Origin of the sequence: Corynebacterium sp. HMSC073B01, from assembly GCF_001838255.1 — a bacterium.
Classification (GTDB): Bacteria; Actinomycetota; Actinomycetes; order Mycobacteriales; family Mycobacteriaceae; genus Corynebacterium; species Corynebacterium jeikeium_D.
In genome coordinates, this window is record NZ_KV836137.1 from 134,262 (window position 1) to 154,180 (window position 19,919).

Genomic DNA, 19,919 nt, shown 5'->3' on the forward strand with positions numbered 1-19,919 from the left:
GAGCAGTTATGAAAAAGCGTGTTGTCGCCATGTGCTTGACGACGGTCTTTGCGCTCGGACTCGGTGCTCCGACAGCGGTGGCCGCCCCGAATCCAGGAGCCGGTGAACCGTTCGCGCCGGAGGAGTGGGTACCAGTGCCCAAGCCGGCGGCAGTTGACCGCGGTCCGGCACCGGGAACCACTTGTGAAGCTCCGGGTTCGGTGGCTGAGTTCGTGGAAATCACCGGCTCTCGCTACGACGTTGAGGGCGTTGTTTCTACGAAGAATGACATCGGTGATGAGCCGATTCCGCTGACGCAGACCATCAAGGAGTCCAAGACCAAGAAGTGGTGGACCAATATCTCTGTCAGTGTGAAGGTCAGCAAGGAGCTCAACCGCAAGTACTCCTGGGAATACTCCCGAGAGATGGTTTGGAGCCTCGGGCAGAAGATCGGGCCATACGAAGTACGCAAGGGTGAAACTGGTCGTCTGAGCTGGGGATTCCTGGTTGACGAGTTCGCCGGACAGACTGTTCGCTGCAACGCCAACTCGAAGACGTGGGAGCCAATTGGGCGCACCTACTTCGGTGTGGCTCCGCGCGAGCGACATGTCGAGGTGACCATCCAGTAGTTACACAGTTCTCTCTCCACACTCAGCACGGGTAAAAGGGGCATATTCGCGAAAGTGAATATGCCCCTTTTTGCTATCCATCTCGGGCCTGCAAAGGCTCAATTCAGAGCCGCTAACCGGCCAAATCTCAGAGCCCCTGGTTATTCTGCGGCAGCGGATGCCGGCGGGTGGAAGCCTGCGTCTATTGCTTTCAGCGCCAGGTCCAGGCGAGAGGTAGCTCCAAACTTATTGAACATGCTGGAGAGGTGCTTCTTGATAGTGCCCGGCGACTTGCCGAGTTCCTTGGCGATGTCGTGGTTTGACTTACCGCGGCAGATCAGGCCGAGAACCTCTCGCTCGGCTTGAGTGATCTTGTACGAGGAAATGTTGCGGGACGGCAGGGTTTTAATCAGCCGAGTCGCAGAAATCGGTGAGATGACGGTGCCGCCCTGGAAAACATCTTCAACGGTGCCAATGACGGATTCCGGGCGGGCAGTTTTGAGAATGTAGCCATTTCCGCCGAGACTCAAGATTTTCAGCATTGTTTCATCGGTATCAAATGAGGTGATAGCGATGAATTTCGGTGGATTCTCCACCTTCTTAATGCGCTCGAGCAGCTCAACGCCGTCCATGTTGGGCATATGAATATCGGTCAAAACTACGTCAATGCCACCGCGGGCAATGATATTGAGGGCCTCGTGGCCATCGCTGGCTTCATCGACCACGGTAATGTGCGGTGCCTTCTTGAAGTAAGTTCGCAGCGTCGAGAGTACGAGTGGGTCGTCGTCGACAATGAGCACCTTAATGTCAGACATCCGCGAACCTTTCATAGAAGTTATAAAAACCGAACAATATCTGTCATCGTGTGATATTACTACGCTAACCAGGACTTTTCGAGAGATATCTTCGTCACAGGCGGTTACTACACCAATCTTACGCTAGCGTAACTTACTGATTGGTAGGTGGCATGTGGAGTTTGGTATTCCACACATTTCCTTCTCGTTCTGATGTGATGGAACCGTCCCACGGTCGCACTCGCCGATGCAGTGAGGAAAGCCCCAAACCGCTCGAGAGCATCGCCCGCGGCAGAAAATGCGGTAGCGCCTTCGATATCTGATTGCTGATGTCGAGCGTGAAGCCATCCTCCTCATTGCCCAGCGCCAGAATGTGGACGTTCGTTTGCGGCTCGCCGTACTTCTGAATATTCGTGCAGAACTCCGACAGCGCCGGCGAGATAACTTCTGAAATCTGCGTCAAGGAGGGCTCGGTTTCAATGCTCGTGGCCAGCGAAACGTTAAACCCAGCTTCCTGCAGTTCATCCTTGGCCTGTTGGAGCACCCTGTTCATGCTAGGAACTCGCTCATCTTGGCCAATAGCCGAGGTCAAAGAGCTTTCTTTGTCAGCGGATTTCAGCAGTGAAAGCAACTGGCGAAGCTGTAGCAGACCTTCTCGGGAGGTTTCTGCGATGTCCTCCAGGGACTCTTCAAGCTTTTCATCTGTCCCTTCTCGCTCGATGGCGAGCGCCTGCGCCAGCATGGTTACGCGAGTAAAGGACTTGGCGGTGGAGTCGTGCAGCACGGTCGCCAACTCAAGGCGTTGTTCTTCCAGGGCGCGGTTAGATTCAATCGTTGCCTGCCGGCGTTGCTCTTTGTAGCGACTGCGCATCATGCCGATGGCGTAGGCAATTACAAAAAGCAGCGTTGTCACAAAGGTCGCGACGTGGTCGCGCGCGAACGTATTTGTGTTTACGTCGTAGTTTGAAATTACCAACAAGAGCAATGCAGTGATTCTCGCCGGCATCTTGTTGTTGTTAGCACGCATCACTTCCACGATGAGAAGCGCGCAGAAAATCTGCATTGGAGCCTGCTCTGTAGGAAGGAAAGTCAACGCCAAGAAATTCGCTGGGACAACCACCATGGCAAAGAGCGGCAAATACGTCGCCACTGCAACAAGAATGACCTGAAGGCCACCGATAATGGTTGGCAACAATAGATCAGAGTTGCTCTCGCGGAGAATTAGCGCATCGAGAGCAGTGAGGATCAGCGCAATGACCATCTCCACTGACCCCGGAGTCCTCAGAAAGTCTCTTATCTGTGACAGCGATTTCTTAATCACTACGCCAAGACCTCTTTCCACACCACAACGCGGTCATCTCTAACGGGATGCAGTAATCAATATATTGTCAGTGCGGTTGAGAGTGCCATTTGCATGATTAATGCCGTGGCGCAGGGATCGTCGTAAAGCACAAAAAATCCGCCCGGGAAGAATAACCTCTCGGGCGGATTTTGGCTTACTTAGCGAGCGTTACTTACGTCGCGCTGATCCTGGCAGCGGAACTCCGTGCTGGTTGCGCGGAAGGTTCTTAGCGCTTGCCGACGGTGCCTGCGTCTCCTCGGCTGGGGCCTCAGCGGCTTGCTCGGTGGAAGTAGCATCTTCCGCCGACTGCTGTTCGGTAACCTCTGGTTGCGCCGGAGCCTGCTCTGCCTCTGGCTGAGCAGGAGCCTCCTGAGCTTCGGTTTCCTCTGCTGCCGGGGCAGGGGTGCTAGCGACTGGCTTGGCCTTGCGTGCGCCACCCGGGATTGGAGCGCCCTTGCGTGCGCCGCCCGGAACCGGAGCACCGGATGCGGTCTTCGGCTGCTCAGCTGCTGGCTGCTCGGACTCGGTGGCCGCTACTTCAGCAGCGGCTTCCTCGGCGGGAGCGGTTTTCTCGGCCTTCGGCTTCGCGGCCGGAGCTGCCTTCTTAGCGCCACCCGGAACCGGAGCGCCCTTGCGTGCGCCACCCGGAATCGGAGCGCCCTTCGTTGCCTTCGGAGCCTCAGTCGGAGCTTCGGTTTCTGCAGCTGCTGGCTCTGCCTGCGCGGCCGGTTTAGCGGCCTTGGCGCCGCCCGGAACTGGAGCGCCCTTCTTAGCGCCGCCTGGAACCGGGGCACCGCCCTTGGCACCGCCTGGCTTCGGAGCGCCGCCCGGAGCTGGAGCACCCTTCTTGGCACCGCCTGGGGTCGGGGCGCCGCCCTTTGCACCACCTGGAACCGGTGCGCCGGCCTTGGCACCGCCTGGCTTCGGAGCGCCACCCGGAGCAGGAGCACCCTTCTTGGCGCCACCCGGAGTTGGTGCGCCGGCCTTGGCACCGCCTGGAGCTGGAGCGCCCTTCTTGGCACCACCTGGGGTCGGTGCGCCGCCCTTGGCGCCACCCGGCTTCGGAGCACCACCCTTGGCAGCAGCGCCTGCAGCAGCACCAGCAGCTGCGGCACCAGCGCCGGCAGCGGAAGCCTTCTCTGCCTTCTTCTTCTCGGCAGCCTCAGCCTTCTTGCGCTTAGCTTCCTCTTCCTCGAGGCGCTGACGCTCTTCCTCTTCAGCCTTCTTTGGATCGACCCAGCCACGCTCCGGCTGCTCAATCCACTCCGGTTCGCGTGCCTGCGGCAGCTCGCCGTCGACCTTCACGGAGTCGCGGAGCATCTGGGCGATGTCCAGGACCTCCGGCTTCTTCTCGTCGTCCTCGATGACGTTGTTGACGCCATCGTTCATCATCGTCTTACAGAACGGGCAGCCGATGGCAATTGCCTCAGCGCCGGTTCCGACAGCCTCTTCGGTGCGGTTTACGTTGATGCGCTGACCGATGGTCTCTTCCATCCACATGCGAGCGCCACCAGCACCACAGCAGAAGCCGGTGTTCTTATTACGTGGCATTTCGACGAGGTTGGCGCCGGACGCGCCAATCAGCTCACGCGGAGCTTCGAATACCTTGTTGTGGCGGCCCAGGAAGCATGGGTCGTGGTAGGTGACCTGGCGGCCCTGACCCGAAGCAACCGGCTGCAGGCGGTTAGCGCGAACCAGCTTGTTCAGCAGCTGGGTGTGGTGGACAACTTCGTACTGTCCGCCCAGCTCCGGGTACTCGTTCTTGAAGGTGTTGAAGCAGTGAGCACAGGTGACGACAATCTTGCGCTGCTTCGGCGGCACACCGTCGAAGACCTCGTCGAGCTGCTCGATGTTCTGCTCAGCCAACATCTGGAAGAGGAACTCGTTACCAGCACGGCGAGCGGAGTCGCCAGTACAACCCTCGGCCTGGGAGAGCACAGCGTACTTCACACCTGCGGTGTAAAGCATCTCTGCAACAGCCTTGGTGGTCTTCTTCGCATTGTCGTCGTAGGCACCGGCACAACCGACCCAGAACAGGTACTCGGTGTCGTCGAAGCTCTCGACATCCTCGCCCCAAATCGGGACAACGACGCCTTCCTTGCGGACCTCATTGATCCAGTCGGCGCGAGTGGAAGCGTTCTGGCCCCACGGGTTGCCCTTGGTTTCAAGGTTCTTGAACAGGCCAGCCAATTCGGTCGGGAAGTCCGACTCGACCAGAACCTGGTAACGACGCATATCGACGATGTGGTCGATGTGCTCAATGTCAACCGGACACTGCTCGACACAGGCGCCACAGTTGGTGCAGGACCACAGGACGTCCTGGTCGATGATGCCCTCATCGCCGTCGCCAACCAGCGGCTTGGTCAGGAGTGCTGCGCCAGCGCCTTCGCCCTCGCGAGCGGTTTCGATGGTCTCGCCAGCCAACAGGTACGGGGCAGAAGCGTAAGCGTGGTCACGCAGCTGGTTAACCAGCAGCTTCGGGGACAGCGGCTTGGAAGTGTTCCAGGCCGGGCACTGCTCCTGGCAGCGACCACACTCGGTACAAGAGGTGAAGTCCAGCAGAGCCTTCCAGGAGTGGTCGGTAACCACGCCGGTGCCCATGGAGTCAACCTCCGGGTCAGCCTCTTCCAGGTTCAGGATCTCGCCGTTAGAGGTCATCGGCTTAGCCCCAGCGAGGGCGTTGTAGCCGTCAGCGTTGCGCTTGAGCAGGATGTTGGCGAACGCCAGGAAGCGGTGCCATGCGACACCCCAAGTGAGGTTGCGGCCAACAACGAAGAGCCAGACCATACCGGACAGCAGCTTAATCAGCGCGAAGATGGACACCATGACTTCGGAGGCCGGCAGAATCTGTGCGATACCACCGGTGACGAAGTTCGCCCAGGTCCAGACCTCGGCGCCAGTGTGACCGTGGTCGCCGTAGGTAGCCAGCTTGGCAGCCTTGACGAACATCATGCCCAGGCCCTCGATGAGGACGACGGCCTCAACGAAGTAGGCAGCCTTGGCGTTGGATCCGTAGAAGCGGCTCAGACGCTCCTTGTCCAGGTTGGTCTGGCGGACGAGAATCAGTGCCAGGATGCCCAGGGTGGTGCCCAGGCCGAGCAGTTCGTCGATGAAGTGCCAGGCGGTCAGATTCCTGAGGATTGGCCAACCACCGGCTGGCCAGAAGGTCTGAATGTACGCCTCGAACCACACTAGGGAACCGAGGAGGAAGCCCACCATGACGAACCAGTGAGCCACAGCAACGCCGGGCTTCTTGGCCATCTTGGTGTGACCGACGATCTCTCGGATCATGGTCCAAATACGGGTTCCCCATTCACCGGTGTGACCGTACGTCTTTTGGCCCACCATGATGGTCTTCACCATATGGGTGAATCCCTTAATAAAGATGAACCAGCAGGGCAGGGACAACAGGACGCCAATAACGCCGACTGCGACGGTGAATCCGGTAGATTCCGGAATCGCCGTGTCAGCCGTCGCCGCGGCGAGGTTGAGCACGCTCATAATGTTCCTTCTAGGCTGGCTCAGCCAGGGTGATGGCTGAGTGAAAATAGTTCTCTTGTGAGTTCTATCACGAGCCGCGGACGCTTACCTAACTAATGTGCAAAATAGTGCTGAATTCATCGATACACGGTGTAACCAGCGGTTATTTGACGAATTACGCAAAAAAATCGTTGTTTTATTCGAGAGGGTTTCGACGGGTTTTAACGCCTTCGCTTAACGACGGCGCGCGGCACTTTCGTCGTCACGCTTTTATGGGCGGAAGTGGCGGCGGCGTTGCGTGTATGTAGTTGTCGAGTGTTGCCGATTCGATGTTTTGCGGACGCATTGTGGGGGTAGTGCCGGAGTGTCGGGGCGGGACTGTGTCGCGAGACGGAGGGGGTGCTCGGTGGTGTGTTGGCCTTCGAAAATTGACTGAAGCAGACATGTATTCACATGCGTTACATTCTTAACATAAATAACAATAGTGACTTCTGTACCTGTGTTTTGGTGGATAATTTGCTATTGGATCCCGGGATTTGCTGGCAGTTAACGAAAAAGTCATTAAATGTAACTCACTTTTATGAATCCCAAGTGGATTTAAAAGCCTCTACGTCCGCAATTTACCTGGTACGCGGCGTGCTATTTTGGTGGCGAAGAAAGTGCCTGGCCACCCCCGCGTAATTCTTATGTAGGCGCCATTTTGTGTAGCGCCTAGTATTAGCAGCGTGATACTGCGGATTTATCCGCCTGATTCTAAATGGCATGTGGAGTGTGGATTTCTCCGTGCCACTTTTTCTTGAGAGGGACTTTAATGGCGCGATCTTTCCGTGCAATCGCTATGGCTGGAGCAGGCCTTATTCTTACTGCGAGTGCGGTCTTTGGCTCGGGTGTAGTGGCAAACGCCAATCCGGTCAGTGCGGTCGCAGTCAAGGCGTTCAATAGCTCGCTTGTGACTCCAGTGGTGGTGTCCCCGGTCGGACGTGCAGCTGCGGAGACTGCGTTACTTGATCCTCAGGTGCCGATTATTGTGCTCGGGGCCCGTCTTAATCCCGACTGCAGTGCTCCTGCTGTTTTGACGTCCCGATTGGAAACTGCACGTTCGCTGGCGCTGCGTCATCCGCTTAACCCGGTCGTCGTCACGGGTGGTCGTACTCAGCCGGGCTGCCAGACTGAGGCTGAGTACATGCGTGATGCGCTTGCATCTATGGGAGTGTGGAAGCGACGAATCACGATGGAAACAAACTCAGACTCCACCGTTGAAAACGCGGCAGGCACTGCATACCTTGCAGGATCGGGAGCCCGTGGCGTTCGTGCTGCTGTCATTGTGACTTCTCCGACGCACACACCGCGTGCACGAGACACCTATGCTGCCGCCGACAACTCGGCTCTGTGGCTGGCAGTCCCGTCGACTGTGAACTAGCAGTTTCTAGGAATTGGTGAAGTTTGCCTCGCGCTTTTCAGTGAAAGCGGCCATGCCTTCCTTCTGGTCATTGGAGGAGAACAGGGAGTGGAAGGTGCGACGCTCAAAGAGCAGTCCCTGCGACAGCGTCATTTCGTAGGCCTGGTTGATCTGTTCCTTAATCTGAGTAGTGGCTACCAGTGACTTCGACGCAATGGTGTCGGCGACCTTCAGGGCCTCGTCGAGAAGCGCCTCCGGCTCGACGACGCGGGCGACCAGACCTGCGCACTCAGCTTCCTCGGCACCCATCATGCGGCCGGTGAGGCACATCTCCATTGCCTTAGCCTTGCCGATTGCGCGGGTGAGACGCTGCGAGCCGCCCATGCCCGGAGAGATGCCGAGGTTAACCTCAGGCTGACCGAACTTGGCCTTAGCGCCAGCGATGATGAAGTCCGCCATCATAGCGACCTCGCAGCCACCGCCCAGGGCGTAGCCGTTGACGGCGGCGATAACTGGAGTTCGGACGGAAGTCAGAACATCCCAACGTGCGAACCAGTCAGAGACATACATCTCGGTGCCGGACTTGTCCGCCATCTCCTTAATGTCCGCACCTGCGGCAAACGCCTTCTCGGAGCCGGTGATGATAATCGCGCCGATTCCCGAGTCGTTGTCGAAAGCGGTGGCTGCTGCGCCGATCTCTTCCATGGTCTTGTGGTTCAGGGCGTTCAGTGCCTTCGGGCGGTTCAGGGTGATAATGCCGACGCGACCTCGGGTTTCGGTAAGGATGTTGGTGTACTCGGACATATTCGTGTCTCCAAAGCGGTAATAGAAATCAGGTTGTAAGCGAGGTTACCCGTGGGGCCGGATTTGGGTGGGGCTTTACGACGATTACATCGGTGCTTTCCTGGATGGGAAAGCGACGGCAGGGTAGGTCAGTGTGATCGGGAATCTGTGTTTGTGGCGTTTTGTGGCCGGAGCTGGGCTAACGACGTTATAAGAAAGTGCCGAAAACTTATTCACCTTTTGATGCCGAATGGAAGGTTTCTTCTTATACTTACGACGAAGCTAGCAGTCCAATCGCGACAAAAGCTCATCAAATGACCGAAAACCTACGTAAAAGTTTGCACTCGCGGGCATATGTGGGTCCATCGATCGAAATGACTTAAGCGTCACAGGAGTATTGATATGAATCCGGAAATGGAGACACGCTCGCTTACATCATCGAGTGTCGGTTTGGTTACCGAGGGAAGCGGTAAGAGGGGCAAGTCATTCAAGCGACGAGTTTGGGCTTCCACAATCGCGGCTTTGCTGGCAGTGGGGTTGAGTGCATGCGATGCAGATTCTTTGAAAAACGCTATGGGGGTCGGAGAAAGTTCTTCAACATCAACTTCGCAGGAAGAAAGTGCAGGGCAGTCTCAGGGGGATGACAGCCAATCTTCGACTAGTGCGCCCAGTTCGGGGATGGAAAAACCCGATGATAGTTCCGATAAATCGGACACCGGTTCAGCGGAATCGGGCACCGATGTTGAGGGAATGGGTGATGGTTCGACCAAACTGGAGCCTAGTAATCCAGAGAATGAGAAAATCTACCGCAATAGTCAAGGATGGGAGTTCCTCGAAAACTCAGCGCTTATTGCGCCGGGAGCTCGTTTTCTTGTGAAGGGGGCTGGTGATTCGACTTCATCCTGTTCCTTTGCGTGGTGGGTGTACAACAAGGATGAACCCCAGCGGCACTACATCACAAGTGCTGGGCACTGCGGGAATAAGGGAGACAGCGTATACGTAGAGGATGAAAAAGGGAAGTTCTATAAAGTCGGACAATTTGTCTGGAGGTCGTTTGACCTGGAGGCTAAGAACAACCCGACAGATCATGCATTGATTGAGTTGACTGTTAACCCTAAGAATGTTTACGGCACTCCCATGCTTAAGGGGGCGGAGTTAGCTGGCTGGGCAAGTCCTCAATGGCTCGAGCAAGAACAACCTCGCGTTTGCCGTCTTGGGTACCGTAGTGGGCTTTCATGTGGCCCCTACAAAGAGACTGTGGGGAGTTACATGTTCGGATTCGGAAATATTTCGGACCATGGCGATTCTGGCGGGGCAGTTTGGGCTGTGGATCCAGAAGACCCAAACCGGATTTATGCAGTGGGGATGACAAGTTACGGCTTCCCTCATGACGCAATTTCAAATGGTGCTGCAGCTCTATCTCCGTTGATTAAGCAGTTTAATTTGACCATTCTCCAGTGACTCGCGCGCTAGGTTGAGCTGCTCTTGATGGGTTGGACCGGAGGTCCGGCAGCTTTCTAGCGGAGGGTGTTTGGTCGCGGAATGACGAAAGGGTCTGGTTCCAATTAGCTATCGGAAACCAGACCCTTGAATCCTTATTCGCTTAGAAAACCGTTTCAAAACCTCAATGGTTCGTCCGTGCCGGGTAAAGGCGGGAAAACTGTTCAAGAAATGTCAAAGCGATTTAACCTCGCTTACGCAGTGAAATCACCAATGCGGCAATACCGGTCAGTGCGCCCACGAGGCCGAGTCCCAGGCCCCAGCCACCAAGCGTGCTGCTTGAGTCCTCGCTGGTAGTAGCTGCGGAATGCTCCACGTTGCCCGAGTGGTTATCGCCGTGCTCTGTCTCGCCGGTGCCATGACTGTGGCTGTGGTCGTGACCGTGGCTATGTTCATCGTCTGCCGACTTCTCAATCAGCTCCACGGTTGGAACCGGGTAATCGCTATCGTGGTCCTTTTCAGCCCAGTTCATCGAACCCTTTTCACAGGTTTGCAGCGTCGGCACCTCAACCGTCGACGGCTTTGCATTATCAGCCACCTTCACGCTGAGCGTCAGAGAATCCTTCAGGTCCGACGGCAGTGGAGTCTTTGCGGTGTAGATGACCTTCTGCACCTTTTCATTCTCGCCAGAGCCGGTCGACTCCTTCGTGACATCCCAGTTCGCGTTCATGTTCGGCGTAACCTTTTCGAACTCCTCCGGGATGGTGAACTCGACCTTCGTCGTCGGCGAACCGTCGCAGCCATGGCCGACCCCGAAAGCCAGATCTGCGTAGCCGCCAATCGGGGCAGACGACGGGGTTGCATGCACATGTGCGGATGCAATGGCAGGGAAGGCGAGGGTTAGTGCGGCGCTTGCCGACGCTACTGCGAGCCCACGGAAAAAGGGGAAATGGTGTCGCTGTGCATTCTGAGGCACGAAAAACTCCTAAAAAGTGGGATGAATTCTTGGCTCAATCGCCCCGTAAGTGGGGAGAAGTTAGACATGTATCAGTGGAGCCGCCAGGGCTGATTCGGTGGCAGGTCATGGGGGGGGGTAACAAAGGGCATGGCCTGTTGATGAGCCGGTGGCTGCAAAACACGTCAGGGGATTAGTCGGTTCGCTTTGCAGGAAAGTTCCCAGGGCTAGTGCTAAGAAATTCCCCCTGGAGGCCGAAGACAGGATTTTGTATAGAAAATTGCGCTGTCGGCTACCGCGAGTAGCTTTAGAACATAGTTTTACAAAAATCTTTTATCGAGTTGACCTGGGGTGATGGAGGTTTTTCTAGAAAAGTTGAGTTGGGTGGGAATAACTTTGCCCCATAGTCCGTTGCACAGCATGACAAACATTGAGTCGGACACACTCAAGTTTGCTTGACAGATTTTCTACGGCAATGCAGACTTGAGCGCGTAAGACTTAAGGGCAATTCTTTTACTCTTCTAGAAAGGTGTTCATCATGGGACGCGCTGTTGGTATTGACTTGGGTACGACGAACTCCTGTGTCTCCGTCCTCGAGGGCGGCGAGGCTCAGGTGATTGCGAACGCTGAGGGTTCGCGCACCACTCCGTCGGTGGTTGCATTTGCAAAGAATGGTGAGGTCCTGGTTGGCCAGTCCGCTAAGAACCAGGCTGTCACTAACGTTGATCGCACTATTCGTTCGGTCAAGCGCCACATGGGTACTGACTGGAGCATCGAGATCGATGACAAGAAGTACACTCCGCAGGAGATTTCCGCTCGTACGCTGATGAAGCTGAAGCGCGACGCTGAGTCTTACCTGGGTGACGACGTCACTGATGCGGTTATTACCGTTCCGGCTTACTTCAACGACGCTGAGCGTCAGGCAACCAAGGAAGCAGGTCAGATTGCTGGCCTGAACGTCCTGCGCATTGTCAATGAGCCGACTGCTGCTGCACTTGCTTACGGTCTGGAGAAGTCCGACAAGGAGCAGACCATTCTGGTCTTCGACCTCGGTGGCGGTACCTTCGACGTCTCCCTGCTGGAGATTGGCGACGGTGTTGTTGAGGTTCGCGCAACTGCTGGTGACAACAAGCTCGGTGGCGATGACTGGGATCAGCGCATCGTTGACTGGTTGGTTGAGAAGTTCCAGTCCAGCAACGGCATTGACCTGACCAAGGACAAGATGGCTCTGCAGCGTCTGCGTGAGGCTGCTGAGAAGGCCAAGATTGAGCTGTCCTCCTCGCAGCAGGCATCTATCAACCTGCCGTACATCACCGTTGATGCTGACAAGAACCCGCTGTTCCTGGACGAGACCCTGTCCCGTACTGAGTTCCAGCGCATCACCTCTGATTTGCTTGACCGCACTCGTAAGCCGTTCCAGCAGGTCATTGCTGACGCTGATGTTCCGGTTTCCGACATTGACCACGTCGTGCTGGTCGGTGGTTCCACCCGTATGCCGGCAGTCTCTGAGCTGGTCAAGGAACTGACCGGTGGTCGTGAGCCGAACAAGGGCGTTAACCCGGACGAGGTTGTCGCAGTCGGTGCTGCTCTGCAGGCCGGCGTTCTGCGCGGTGAGGTCAAGGACGTGCTGCTGCTCGACGTCACCCCGCTGTCGCTGGGTATTGAGACCAAGGGCGGTGTCATGACCAAGCTGATCGAGCGCAACACCACAATCCCGACCAAGCGTTCGGAGACCTTCACCACCGCTGAAGATAACCAGCCGAGCGTTCAGATTCAGGTCTTCCAGGGCGAGCGCGAGATGGCTGCTGCCAACAAGCTGCTGGGCTCTTTCGAGCTGGGCGGAATCGCTCCGGCACCGCGTGGTGTTCCTCAGATTGAGGTCACCTTCGACATCGACGCCAACGGCATTGTCCACGTCACCGCTAAGGACAAGGGCACTGGTAAGGAAAACACGATCACCATCCAGGACGGCTCCGGCCTCTCCAAGGAGGAGATCGACCAGATGATCAAGGACGCTGAGAAGCACGCTGACGAGGACAAGAAGCGCCGCGAGGAGCAGGAAGTCCGCAACTCGGCTGAGTCCATGGCTTACCAGACCCGCAAGTTCGCATCGGAGAACGAGGACAAGGTTTCCCAGGACATCCGCGACCGCGTTGAAGAGGCTGCCAAGGAAGTCGACGAGGCTCTGAAGGGCTCCGACATCGAGGCCATCAAGTCCGCCGTCGAGAAGCTGTCCACCGAGAGCCAGGAGATGGGTAAGGCTATCTACGAGGCTCAGGCAGCTGAGGGTGCAACCGCAGCCGAGGGTGCTGAGGCCGCTGACGCTGACGACAACGTCGTTGACGCTGAGGTCGTCGACGAGGACGAGAAGGACAAGTAAGAATGACTGACCAGGATCAGGGAAACCAGCCCACCCCGGAGGAGCCGGCCAACCTGGCCGATCAGGTCAATGAGGTCTTCGAGCAGGCCAAGCTTGACGACGACGTGGAGCCGGCGACCGAAGGTGCCGCCGGCGACACCGCCGCGGAGGAAGCTGCAGACCCAGTTGCAGCCATCCAGCGTGAGTTGGATGAGCGCACGGAGGACCTGCAGCGCCTGTCGGCGGAGTTCGCAAACTACCGTCGTCGAGTTGACCGAGACCGTGAAGCCGAGCGCGTACAGGCGAAGGCAAAGCTGGCTGGAGAACTGCTGGTTTTGGCTGATGACCTCGACCGGGCTGAAGAGCACGGCGACTTGGCAGACGGCACCCCGCTGAAGGCTTTCGCGGATAAATTCCGTGGCGTGCTGACCGCACAGGGTGTTGAGGAATTTGGTGCCGCAGGAGAGGAGTTCAACCCGGACATCCACGAGGCTGTCCAGGATCTCTCCGAAGGGGATGACAAGGTTCTAGCCAATGTGCTGCGCAAGGGCTACCGAATTAATGACCGTGTCATTCGTACGGCGATGGTAATCATCGGCGATCCGCAGTAGCGGAGACACAAGTGACGCAGATTTCTTTGAATTAGTTTTTCTGAAAGGAGGAGATGCACCATGACTCAACGGGAATGGGCAGATAAGGACTATTACGCTGACTTGGGCGTCTCTAAGTCTGCGTCACTCGACGAGATTAAAAAGGCCTACCGCAAGTTAGCCCGGGAGAACCACCCGGATAAGAACCCGGGTAACAAGGCCGCTGAAGATAAGTTCAAGCGAATCTCCGAGGCATACTCGGTGGTCGGTGACGAGGACAAGCGCCGCGAATACGATGAGCTGCGTGCAGCTCTCGCAGGTGGTTTCCGATTCCCCGGTGCCGCAGGTGCCGGCGGAGCCGGTGCTGCCGGTGCACGTGGATTCGACTTCGACGTGTCGGATCTCTTCGGCGGAGGTGCCGGATTCGGTGGCAATGCTGGTGGTGCAGGTGGCCTAGGTGATTTCCTGGGCGGCTTCGTAAACCGCAATGGTGGCGCTGGTGCTGCCGGGCGGCAGAAGGCCCGCCGTGGTGCGGATGTGGAGACAGAGATTACGCTCGATTTCCGCGAGGCTGCCCAAGGTGTCACCATCCCGCTGCAGCTCACCAACCCGTCGCCATGCACGAACTGCAATGGTTCGGGTGCAGCGCCGGGAACCTCACCGGTGACGTGTACCACCTGTCATGGTTCGGGATATGTCAAGGAGCAAAAGGGGGCCTTCGGCTTCTCCAGTCCGTGTGCGGACTGTGGTGGCCAGGGCACTCGTATCGAGAACCCTTGCTCGCAGTGTAACGGCACCGGTGTGACCACCCGCCGTCGTACCATCACCGTTCGCGTCCCCGCTGGTGTGGTGGACGGCCAGAAGGTCCGTCTTGCGGGCCAAGGTGAAGCGGGACTGCGGGGGCGTCCGGCCGGTGATCTCTTTGTCACCGTTCACGTTCGTCCGGATGAAGTCTTCACCCGCAGCGGCAACGACCTTGAGGTCACGGTGCCCGTGAGCTTCGGCGAGCTCGCGCTCGGCGGCACTATTACTGTGCCGACGTTGGGTGACAAGATTCGCGTGCGTGTCCCGGCTGGCACAGCCGATGGCCGAACACTGCGTGTGCGCGGTCGAGGAATCCCGAAGCGCAATGGCACTCCGGGTGACCTGTTGGTAACCGTGCGTGTGAAGGTGCCGACCAATTTGGACGACAATGCCACTTCGGCATTGCGTTCCTACGTCGAAGCGGAACGTGCCAGTGGGTTCAATCCTCGTGAGGGTTGGGCAGGTGCGAAATAATGTCCGACAACACTGAGGTCTATGTCATATCCGTAGCCGCGAATCTCGCGGGCATGCATGCGCAGACGCTGCGTAATTATGACCGACTCGGGTTGGTAACTCCGCAGCGAACCTCCGGCGGAGGTCGGCGCTACACCAAACGCGATGTGGCGCTGCTGCGTGAGATTCAGCGTCTGAGTCAGGAAGACGGCGTCAACCTGGCCGGTATTAAGGCCATCATCGACCTGACTGAGCGGGTGGATTCGCTTGAGCAGGAAAATGCAGAACTGCGAGAGCAGCTCTATCAAGCAAAGGCACAGGCTCGTCGTTCGCGAGGCGAACTGGTTCACGTCCCACGCTCTACGGCAGTGGTGATGTGGGAGCCGCGCACACGACGCCGGCACAAAGACAACCGCGGTGGGGAAAGGTAATCCCACACGGCTGAGTGAACGGACTAACCAGCGTCGCCTGGTTAGTCCGTTTTCTTTTGGCTTGTTAATTTGGGCCGTGGATTCGCAACCGCCGATCTGAGACGCCGGTCAGCTGTCAGTTAGCCACCGGTTGGTCTCGCGGGTGAAAACTTCGTCGTCAAAGTAGTGTTCGATGTGCGGGTTGCCCTGAACGTGCCGATACTTTTGAGGAATATCCTGCACGGGAGTGACCATGAAATCGGTCAAATCTCGCATGGACAGGCCATGCTCACTCAGGTTGAGTGTGTACGCGCCGAAATCCTTATCCGCTGGGTTTTCCCATGAATCCCCAGTTCGGCAGGAATACGAATGGGGTCCATCGGGGACGTCGCCACTGCCACACGGTGGCTATTCTCATTTTCGGGTCGGACTGTGCCGTCCGGCTTGAGTAGTTTCATGTCGTTTGCGCGCTCCAGTCCGGGGCCAACGCCTGGCGGAGCTATGAGCAGCACCCTATCCGCGTAGAGGCCACTACCAAGGGAAGCCTGCGAGACCACCGTCGCCCCATAGCTATAGCCGGCGACAACGTGCCGCTGAGTAGAAGACGTGCCGTGGCTAGTAAGGCCACCGGCGATCGCAGTGTCACCACTATCGACGCCACCGGAACGCTCAATCAAACCAGCTTGCAAGTGCTGCAGGCGCTCAGCGGCAAAATTGTGATACTCGGTGCGTATGGCCTCACGGAGGTCGGGCGGCGCGTCATAGGAAAACAACACCACCGCCACATCCTCCGGATCTTCACCGGCGGCGTGGAAGGTCGCGGCTACGCGCTCGAACTGCCTGCTAGCGTCCTCCGCGCTAGAGCTGGTGCCGGGGACGAGAGTAATCACAGTCGATGCTCGCTCAACGTCACCGAACGCAATCGCAGAATGTCCAGGCGAGGACTCCAATAGTTGTCCAGGAGGCAGCCCCAAAGCCCTGGCGCGAGCGGACATGGTGGCATCTATCTCTGATAGCGGGCTACTCGAATACGCCCCAGCCCATCTGCTCCCAACTTCCAAGTCCCAACCACCGTCAATCTCTTTGTCGCTAGTGGTGCCAGTACCACGACCAGCCTGCGATGGCTGCAATCTACCCGAGCCACTAGCTCCGCTTGCCACCAGTGGTGAAAGAGCTGAGATTGCGCCCGCCGCCTTCTCATCGAGTCGGTTGAGTTCAGCCAAGGCCGACTGAATCCGAAGCTGCGAGGTTGCACGCCATTCGGCCATGGTGAAAGGCCCGGAAGGAATTTTGGGATGAACGAGGCTGCGCGCAATCGTAGACAGCATGCCCTCCGGCGGAGTCACCGCACCAGAAACCAGATTCACCTGAAACCCCAGGTTGGTTGCCTGGTTTACCGCGTCGGTAAGTTCGCGGATGACGTCGTTAAGCATGGCGGCGGTATCGCTGCAGCAGGCGGCGAGACGTTCGAGCGCTACGCTGCTCCGGCGCAGACGCGTGGAGCTGTGGGTGACAGAAGCTTCGGCGGCGCTGCGGTTGTCGCCGGCGAAGTCATCCTCTGAAAGCGCGTTGAGTGCGCCCTGGGAACTGTCGGCGGAATCGGTGAGGGCGCGCGCCCCGGAACGCAGCGCCCGGGCAAGCGTCTCCAGCGAATCCACACGCCACAGCAGCGCTTCGCCTACCGTGACCATGACGGCTTTTCCAAGGCGGCGGACTGGTCATGCTCGTGCGCGAGAGCGCTGACCGCGAGGGCATCGGCAGCCTGCGCAATAACGTCGATGTTTGTGCACGCGGCAAGCAATGATTCCGACCACTTCCCACAAGTAGTGGAGGCAGCGGGGACAATCCGTGAGCCGGGCAGGGCAGAGGTGAGGTCGGCACTTCCCGGGGCAGCTGCGACGATGGTGGAAAGACCATCAATACGAGTGGAGATCTGCTGGTAAGAGCGGCTTAAGGCGGATAGTTGAGCTGGATTGACTGTGATGTGTTCGGCCATGTTTTTGATTCTGCTGGGTGGCGAAAGGCAGCGGAAGACCATCTTCAGCGAACTGTGGATAACTCTGAGCGGAAGCAACGCAGGAAGCCGCGCTGTGGATAACTTCAGGGCGGTCAATCCGGGGTAGTCGGTAGCATTTAGGCATGCGTATTGCATTGGCTCAGTTGGAATTGTCAGCGTCGGTTGAAGAGAATCTGGACGCGGTGAAGGTGACTATCGCGCGGGCAGCACAGGACAACGCCGATTTGGTGGTTTTCCCCGAGGCCACGATGAAGGCGTTCAATTCCGGTCGCCTGGATGTCGTGGCGGAGTCCAGCAGCGATAGGTTCGTAGCGGAGGTCTCGCAGGCCGCTCACGATGCCGGAATCAGCGTGGTGGTCGGCATGTTCCGGCCGGCAGATGAAGTGGAGCGCGACGGTAAGACGATGCACCGCGTCTTCAATTCGCTGCTTCTGGCTTGGCGTGATGAGGACGGCCCCGGTGTCGAGTTCTACGACAAACTCCACCTCTTCGACGCTTTTGGGTTTCGCGAATCGGATACTGTCGCGCCGGGCAACGCGCACGTGGTCTGTGATGTCCCGCTTGCCGACGGATCGTCGGTCGCCCTCGGTCTTGCGACATGCTTTGACATCAGGTTCCCGGAGCAATTCATTCAACTGGCCAACCTGGGCGCAGAGGTCATCGCGCTGCCTGCATCGTGGAATGACGGCCCGGGCAAGGTAAGGCAGTGGCAGACGCTGGTGTCGGCACGCGCACTGGATAGCACTTGTGTGATTGCGGCAGTCGATGCAGCCCGGCCTGGTGGGGCGAAGGCCGCGGGGAAAGATGAGGGGCCGACCGGCGCGGGGCACTCCATGTTGGTCAATGCGGACGGCGGAGTTATTGCCTCGGCGGGCTACGACCCGCAGTTGCTTGTGGCCGATGTGGATATAGCGGAGGTGGAGCGGATTCGTCGCTCGATTCCGGTGCTGGAAATTCGCGATCAGGGCTAGCCGGGAAGCAATGAAGCGGGCCGAGTCGAGGGGGCGAAGATTGCGGGATATTAGCCTATAGTTCTACCGATTCGGGCGAAGTCCTTTATATTTCTTATCATGCTGCTCCACATCCTCTGGGTCATCGGAATTACGGCCGAAGGCGTCACCGGCGCACTAGCGGCCGGTCGAATGCGCATGGATCTCTTTGGAGTTTCAACAATTGCGTGCATGACTGCTATCGGCGGCGGTACCCTGCGCGATGTCATTCTCGGTCACTATCCGTTGGTGTGGGTTGCAAGCCCACAGTATTTGCTGGTTATTGTCGGTGCAGCACTGATCACGGTGCTGTTGGCCGACTTCCTGATGAAGCACTTCCGGGTCGTGTTCTTGGTCGCTGACGCAATCGGTTTGTCGGCGTTTTCCATCATTGGTGCCCGCGTGGCCATGGAAATGGGGCACGGCGTCATCATCGCTATTGTCGGCGCCGTTCTTACCGGTGCGTTTGGAGGTGTGCTCCGCGACCTGATGTGTGACCGCGTCCCGCTGGTGTTTCAAAAGGAGCTCTATGCCTCCATCGCAGTCGTCGCGGCGACGCTTTACTACGTGCTCGACATGGTTGGCCTGCACGAGAACATCAACATCATCTGTGCGGTGCTGTCCGCACTGTTCATTCGACTAGCGGCGCTTTGGCGTGGCTGGTCGCTGCCGGTATTTGACTATCAGGGGCGCGATTAAAACACAGTACCCAGAAAAACTCTCAGCAAAATACTCTAATTAGCTCAGCAGAATCGATAGTTGTTGCTGAAAAGATTGCCGTTATGGATTTTTCTGGATTCCTCTCCGGTATCGGAGACCCCGAAGCTCTACTCCAGGGGTTTGGCCCTTGGGTGCTTGCGGGGCTTGGACTCATCATCTTTATTGAGTCCGGTGTGCTCTTTCCTTTTCTGCCCGGTGACTCGCTGTTGGTCACTGCTGCCGTCTTAAGGTCAGAGCTAGATGTCCACACCTGGCAGGTGCTGGTTATCGGTATTATTGCCGCGGTGCTGGGTGATCAAGTCGGTTACTTCTTAGGCCACTCCTTCGGCCGCAAACTGTTCAGCGACAATGCCAAGGTGCTCCGAACTAATCGGCTGGAAGCGGCCGAGAAGTTCTTTGCCAAGTACGGACCACTGTCGTTGGTGCTGGGGCGATTTGTTCCCATTGTGCGCACCTACGTTCCGCTGGCGGCGGGCACTGCGAATATGCCCTACGGAAAGTTCATCGGCTGGAATGTCACCGGTGCGATTGGCTGGGTCGCCAGTATGGTCGCTGTTGGTGTGCTGCTGGGCAACATTCCGGGAATCACCAGTTCCATCGACAAGATCATGTTGCTGGTCATTGCAATTTCCGTGCTACCGGTTGTCATTGGTGGTGTGAATGCGCGTCGTAAAGCAGCTGTTGCGAAGCGCTCGGTGTAGGACGGTGCTGTCGTAAGGGCAGAGGCGCCGACAGAAAAACTCCCGCACCAAGAAAACCTGGTGCGGGTTAAGTGACAAAAAGTGTGTCTGATTTTC

The 19,919-nt window shown here is 57.6% G+C and carries 18 protein-coding genes; 10 read left to right on the forward strand and 8 right to left on the reverse strand.

The features are described 5' to 3' along the window. Positions 1 to 8 precede the first annotated feature (8 nt). Entirely contained in the window at positions 9 to 608 is a 600-nt protein-coding gene (locus HMPREF2849_RS01080) for a hypothetical protein (RefSeq protein ID WP_016421572.1), read from the forward strand. 140 nt (positions 609 to 748) lie between these two features. On the opposite strand, the gene HMPREF2849_RS01085 is transcribed toward HMPREF2849_RS01080, so the two are convergent. From HMPREF2849_RS01085 to HMPREF2849_RS01095, 3 genes are all read right to left on the reverse strand, one after another. Further along, on the reverse strand, positions 749 to 1,402 hold the full coding sequence (locus HMPREF2849_RS01085) for a response regulator transcription factor (RefSeq protein ID WP_070862479.1): 654 nt from the start codon (positions 1,400 to 1,402) through the stop codon (positions 749 to 751). 133 nt (positions 1,403 to 1,535) lie between these two features. Further along, positions 1,536 to 2,642 (reverse strand): histidine kinase, encoded by a 1,107-nt coding sequence (locus tag HMPREF2849_RS01090; protein WP_246820044.1) that lies wholly within the window; start codon positions 2,640 to 2,642, stop codon positions 1,536 to 1,538. A 249-nt stretch (positions 2,643 to 2,891) separates the two neighbouring features. Beyond that, a complete protein-coding gene (locus HMPREF2849_RS01095) occupies positions 2,892 to 6,224 on the reverse strand; it encodes a (Fe-S)-binding protein (RefSeq protein WP_070862480.1) in 3,333 nt (1,110 codons plus the stop codon). Positions 6,225 to 7,014: 790 nt separating this feature from the next. Here HMPREF2849_RS01095 and HMPREF2849_RS01100 point away from each other — a divergent pair. Further along, complete coding sequence (locus tag HMPREF2849_RS01100; RefSeq protein ID WP_016421568.1) at positions 7,015 to 7,623, forward strand: YdcF family protein; 609 nt, start codon at positions 7,015 to 7,017, stop codon at positions 7,621 to 7,623. Between the two features lie 6 nt (positions 7,624 to 7,629). Here the strand turns inward: HMPREF2849_RS01100 and HMPREF2849_RS01105 are convergent, their stop codons facing one another. After that, complete coding sequence (locus HMPREF2849_RS01105; protein WP_016421567.1) at positions 7,630 to 8,406, reverse strand: enoyl-CoA hydratase; 777 nt, start codon at positions 8,404 to 8,406, stop codon at positions 7,630 to 7,632. Between the two features lie 381 nt (positions 8,407 to 8,787). Here HMPREF2849_RS01105 and HMPREF2849_RS01110 point away from each other — a divergent pair, with 381 nt between their 5' ends. After that, on the forward strand, positions 8,788 to 9,846 hold the full coding sequence (locus HMPREF2849_RS01110; protein WP_016421566.1) for a chymotrypsin family serine protease: 1,059 nt from the start codon (positions 8,788 to 8,790) through the stop codon (positions 9,844 to 9,846). Between the two features lie 223 nt (positions 9,847 to 10,069). On the opposite strand, the gene HMPREF2849_RS01115 is transcribed toward HMPREF2849_RS01110, so the two are convergent. Further along, positions 10,070 to 10,801, reverse strand: a complete 732-nt coding sequence (locus tag HMPREF2849_RS01115; RefSeq protein WP_016421565.1) for a YcnI family protein — start codon at positions 10,799 to 10,801, stop codon at positions 10,070 to 10,072. 517 nt (positions 10,802 to 11,318) lie between these two features. On the opposite strand from HMPREF2849_RS01115, the gene dnaK reads away from it, so the two are divergent. From dnaK to HMPREF2849_RS01135, 4 genes are read left to right on the forward strand one after another with little or no spacing between them, the layout of a single operon-like run. Beyond that, positions 11,319 to 13,160 carry a molecular chaperone DnaK gene (dnaK, locus tag HMPREF2849_RS01120; protein WP_016421564.1) on the forward strand — a complete coding sequence of 614 codons (1,842 nt, stop codon included), beginning with the start codon at positions 11,319 to 11,321 and terminating at the stop codon, positions 13,158 to 13,160. Positions 13,161 to 13,162: 2 nt separating this feature from the next. Next, on the forward strand, positions 13,163 to 13,750 hold the full coding sequence (grpE, locus tag HMPREF2849_RS01125; RefSeq protein ID WP_016421563.1) for a nucleotide exchange factor GrpE: 588 nt from the start codon (positions 13,163 to 13,165) through the stop codon (positions 13,748 to 13,750). A gap of 60 nt (positions 13,751 to 13,810) precedes the next feature. Beyond that, positions 13,811 to 15,007 (forward strand): molecular chaperone DnaJ, encoded by a 1,197-nt coding sequence (gene dnaJ / locus HMPREF2849_RS01130; protein ID WP_005511752.1) that lies wholly within the window; start codon positions 13,811 to 13,813, stop codon positions 15,005 to 15,007. Beyond that, on the forward strand, positions 15,007 to 15,417 hold the full coding sequence (locus HMPREF2849_RS01135) for a heat shock protein transcriptional repressor HspR (RefSeq protein ID WP_016421562.1): 411 nt from the start codon (positions 15,007 to 15,009) through the stop codon (positions 15,415 to 15,417). The genes dnaJ and HMPREF2849_RS01135 overlap by 1 nt, the downstream gene beginning before the upstream one ends. A 108-nt stretch (positions 15,418 to 15,525) precedes the next feature. Here HMPREF2849_RS01135 and HMPREF2849_RS11270 read toward each other — a convergent pair whose 3' ends face one another. From HMPREF2849_RS11270 to HMPREF2849_RS01145, 3 genes are read right to left on the reverse strand one after another with little or no spacing between them, the layout of a single operon-like run. Further along, the gene (locus HMPREF2849_RS11270; RefSeq protein WP_246822073.1) at positions 15,526 to 15,672 is read right to left on the reverse strand and encodes a hypothetical protein; all 147 of its coding nucleotides are present in this window, start codon (positions 15,670 to 15,672) and stop codon (positions 15,526 to 15,528) included. Between the two features lie 17 nt (positions 15,673 to 15,689). Further along, complete coding sequence (locus HMPREF2849_RS01140) at positions 15,690 to 17,087, reverse strand: alpha/beta hydrolase (protein WP_246822074.1); 1,398 nt, start codon at positions 17,085 to 17,087, stop codon at positions 15,690 to 15,692. Next, positions 17,075 to 17,392 carry a hypothetical protein gene (locus HMPREF2849_RS01145; RefSeq protein WP_038626786.1) on the reverse strand — a complete coding sequence of 106 codons (318 nt, stop codon included), beginning with the start codon at positions 17,390 to 17,392 and terminating at the stop codon, positions 17,075 to 17,077. The genes HMPREF2849_RS01140 and HMPREF2849_RS01145 overlap by 13 nt, the downstream gene beginning before the upstream one ends. Positions 17,393 to 17,535: 143 nt before the next feature. Here HMPREF2849_RS01145 and HMPREF2849_RS01150 point away from each other — a divergent pair, with 143 nt between their 5' ends. The 3 genes from HMPREF2849_RS01150 to HMPREF2849_RS01160 all read left to right on the forward strand — a co-directional run bounded on the left by HMPREF2849_RS01150 (position 17,536) and on the right by HMPREF2849_RS01160 (position 19,823). Next, a complete protein-coding gene (locus HMPREF2849_RS01150; RefSeq protein WP_049193760.1) occupies positions 17,536 to 18,384 on the forward strand; it encodes a carbon-nitrogen hydrolase family protein in 849 nt (282 codons plus the stop codon). 99 nt (positions 18,385 to 18,483) lie between these two features. Next, the gene (locus HMPREF2849_RS01155) at positions 18,484 to 19,101 is read left to right on the forward strand and encodes a trimeric intracellular cation channel family protein (RefSeq protein WP_016421558.1); all 618 of its coding nucleotides are present in this window, start codon (positions 18,484 to 18,486) and stop codon (positions 19,099 to 19,101) included. A gap of 83 nt (positions 19,102 to 19,184) precedes the next feature. After that, positions 19,185 to 19,823: a DedA family protein gene (locus HMPREF2849_RS01160; protein WP_016421557.1), complete on the forward strand. Its 639-nt coding sequence runs from the start codon at positions 19,185 to 19,187 to the stop codon at positions 19,821 to 19,823. The last annotated feature ends 96 nt before the right edge of the window (positions 19,824 to 19,919 follow it).